Here is a 2892-nt window from a genome sequence, read left to right as displayed (position 1 = left end):
GACCAATCCAGCCCATCTTGATGTGTCAGCTATGTCTCCGAACACCTGTCAGTGATCTGTCCGGTCTAAACAGAAGGCGGGCAATCAGTATTCCAGAGACGCTAGCGTTGGAACTGAGAGGCCGCGGCATACTGGATGCCCCGGTCAAGCCGGGGCATGACAGGTGTGATGAGCAAGTGCGTCCCCCGTCATTGCGAGCGCAGCGAAGCAATCCAGAATCTTTCCACGGAAACAGTCTGGATTGCTTCGTCGCTTCGCTCCCTCGCAATGACGACGAGGGTCTGTAACTTGTCCCAGCCGCCAAGCTTGACCATATCTTCTCCGCACGGAGACAGATCATGATCCAGCAACTGCGCATTTACGAGATTTTCGAGAAGAACAAGGCCGCCTTCCACGCCCGGTTTCGCGATCACGCGGCGCGCATCATGCGAACCAGATATGGCTTCCGGATCGTGGCGATGTGGGAAACGAAATTCGGTGAACGTACCGAGTTCGCCTATCTCCTGGAGTGGCCCGACGAGTCTACCAAGACGTCGGCTTGGGCGGCGTTCATGGCGGACACCGAATGGGCCGAGATCAAGCGGCTCACTCATGCCGAGCATGGGCTCATGGTCGGCCAGATCGAGGATCGCTTGCTGGTGCCGGTGGACTATTCGCCGTCGGCCAGCCTGTTACAGTGACCCGGCCCGGGGACCACGCCCATGATCGACCACACCACCCTCATCGCTTACCTCCTCATCGTGCTCGGCTTCGTCTTCATTCCAGGTCCGGCCACGCTGCTCACCATGGCGCGGGCCGCAAGCTCCGGAACGAAGGTGGGGATCGCGACGGGCGCGGGGATTGCGGCGGGCGATCTGATCCACACCAGCATGGCGATCGTCGGCCTGTCGGCAATCATCGCGACCTCCGCGCTGCTGTTCAGCATCGTCAAATATGCCGGCGCGGGTTTCCTGGTCTATCTCGGCATTCGCGCGATGCTCGACAAGGCGCCGATCGCGCTGGGCAGTGCGCCCGCGATCGGCGCGGGCCGCGCCTTCCGGCAGGCCGTGCTGACCGAAGTGCTCAATCCCAAGACCGCGCTGTTCTTCCTCGCCTTCCTGCCGCAATTCGTGAAGCCGGAGCACGGTTCGATCGCACTTCAGTTGGCGATCCTCGGCCTCGTCTTCGTGCTGCTCGGCCTGCTCAGCACCGTCATATTCGCCGTCGGCGCAGGCCGCCTCGGCAATCTGCTGCGCCGTCATCCAGCTGTCGTGAGGTGGCAGGGCAAGGTGGTCGGGACCGTCTATTGCGCTGTCGGCGTGCGGCTGGCCTTGCAGGAGCGTTGAGGCCGCAAGGGGGATTGGCAACCGGCCGCGTCGCCTACGACTCCGTCTTCGCGCAATGCGCGATCAGCTTCTCCACGAAGCCCGCGCACTTCTCCAGCTCCGCCATCTCCACGAACTCGTCCGGCGTATGCGCCTGCGCGATCGAGCCCGGCCCGATCACCACGGATGGGATATCCGCCATGCTGGCAAACAGGCTCGCTTCGGTGCCGAAGGCGACCTTGGCGTGGTCGTTGCGTCCGGCAAGGCTCTTGGCGAGCGTGACGATCGCGGCATCGGCGGCGGTGTCGAGCGCGGGATAGTCGAGGATCTCCTCGAAATCGATACCGCACTCCTGATGCCTTGCCTTCATCGCGGGCTCGATCTCGGCCTTCGCCCAGGCGACGATCGCGTCGGTCACCTCGCGCGACTCGGTGATGCCGATGCCGCGGCATTCGAAATCCACCGTGCAGGTATCCGGCACGATGTTCAGCGCCGCGCCGCCATGCACGATGCTGGTCAGCAGCGTCGAATGCGGCACGTCGTAGAGGCTGTTGCGTTCGGCCGCGGCCGCAAGCTTCTCGGCGCGGCGGCGGATCTCGACGATCAGCTCGGCCGCATATTCGATCGCGTTGACGCCGTCGGGCGCAATCGAGGAATGGCGGGCGAGCCCGTGAAAGGTCGCGCGCACGCCGTGCTTGCCCTTGTGGCCGATGATGACCTTCATCTCGGTCGGCTCGCCGATGAAGGCGCCGAGCGGCTTGACCATCTTCTTGGCGACCTCGCCGAGCATCGGCCGTACGCCGACGCAGCCGATCTCCTCGTCGTAGGAGATCGCCAGGTGAATCGGCGTTGCGAGCTTGGCCTCCGTCATCTCCGGCACCATGGCGAGGCACACCGCAACGAAGCCCTTCATGTCGGTGGTGCCGCGGCCATAGAGCTTGCCGTCGCGCTCGACCAGCTTGAACGGGTCGTGGCTCCAGTCCTGGCCGACGACGGGCACGACGTCGGTATGGCCCGACAGCACGAAGCCCGGCCGGTGCTCGGGGCCGATCGTGACCCACAGCGAGGCCTTTTGCCCTGTTACGTCGACGAAGCGCTCGCCCTTGATGCCGAACGCGGCGAGGTAGCTCTCGATATGGGCAATCAGCGGCAGGTTGGTGCGGTCGCTGACGGTGTCGAAGGCGACGAGGTCGGCGAGGAGTTTGCGAATCCGGTCGGGTCTTGAGCTCTGCATTGTCTCGTTCTGTCAGGGGATGGAGGCTGAGATGCTTGCAGGAACCATACCAACGTGATGGCTGATTGCGCAAATCAACACCGACCCGTAGCCCGGGTGAGCGGAGCGATACCCGGGACCGCTCGCGGTGAGGGCCCCCGGATATCGCTGCGCTCATCCGGGCTACCAGACCTTGCGTTGCCCGACGGGCAAAACACGCAGGCTGTGGGTCCATCCGGCGCACCAAAAATATTCCACTTTACCGAAATTCGGATATCGCGTATGTATCGCGGCATCCCGGCCCAAGGAAGAGGGGCGTATCGCGATCGTCACGAACGCGGGCCGGGCGGCGGTGGACGCCGATGGCATCGGCGC

4 protein-coding genes are annotated in these 2892 nt (G+C 63.9%); 2 read left to right on the top strand and 2 right to left on the bottom strand.

Annotation, left to right across the window (positions count from 1 at the left end; genetic code table 11):
• Window positions 1-338: 338 nt before the first annotated feature.
• Together UNPF46_RS37205 and UNPF46_RS37200 are read left to right on the top strand one after the other, a co-directional pair.
• The gene (locus UNPF46_RS37205; RefSeq protein WP_142253337.1) at window positions 339-680 is read left to right on the top strand and encodes an NIPSNAP family protein; all 342 of its coding nucleotides are present in this window, start codon (window positions 339-341) and stop codon (window positions 678-680) included.
• A 21-nt stretch (window positions 681-701) separates the two neighbouring features.
• Window positions 702-1325 carry a LysE family translocator gene (locus UNPF46_RS37200; protein ID WP_142253336.1) on the top strand — a complete coding sequence of 208 codons (624 nt, stop codon included), beginning with the start codon at window positions 702-704 and terminating at the stop codon, window positions 1323-1325.
• Between the two features lie 34 nt (window positions 1326-1359).
• Here the strand turns inward: UNPF46_RS37200 and argE are convergent, their stop codons facing one another.
• Window positions 1360-2538, bottom strand: a complete 1179-nt coding sequence (argE, locus tag UNPF46_RS37195; RefSeq protein ID WP_142253335.1) for an acetylornithine deacetylase — start codon at window positions 2536-2538, stop codon at window positions 1360-1362.
• 162 nt (window positions 2539-2700) lie between these two features.
• The coding region (locus UNPF46_RS38180; protein ID WP_210248370.1) for a hypothetical protein at window positions 2701-2892 on the bottom strand (192 nt) is incomplete at its 5' end.

This window comes from Bradyrhizobium sp. UNPF46, from assembly GCF_006658625.1.
In the GTDB taxonomy this organism is placed as follows: domain Bacteria; phylum Pseudomonadota; class Alphaproteobacteria; order Rhizobiales; family Xanthobacteraceae; genus Bradyrhizobium; species Bradyrhizobium nitroreducens.
The sequence above is the reverse complement of the archived record's forward strand: the minus strand, read 5'-3'. Positions and strand labels throughout refer to the sequence as shown.

What these genes read in the sequence shown, in the direction of transcription:
- UNPF46_RS37205 (WP_142253337.1), top strand. Translation starts at nt 339, where the DNA reads ATGATCCAGCAACTGCGCATTTACGAGATTTTCGAGAAGAACAAGGCC.
- argE (WP_142253335.1), bottom strand. Translation starts at nt 2,538, where the DNA reads ATGCAGAGCTCAAGACCCGACCGGATTCGCAAACTCCTCGCCGACCTC.
- UNPF46_RS37200 (WP_142253336.1), top strand. Translation starts at nt 702, where the DNA reads ATGATCGACCACACCACCCTCATCGCTTACCTCCTCATCGTGCTCGGC.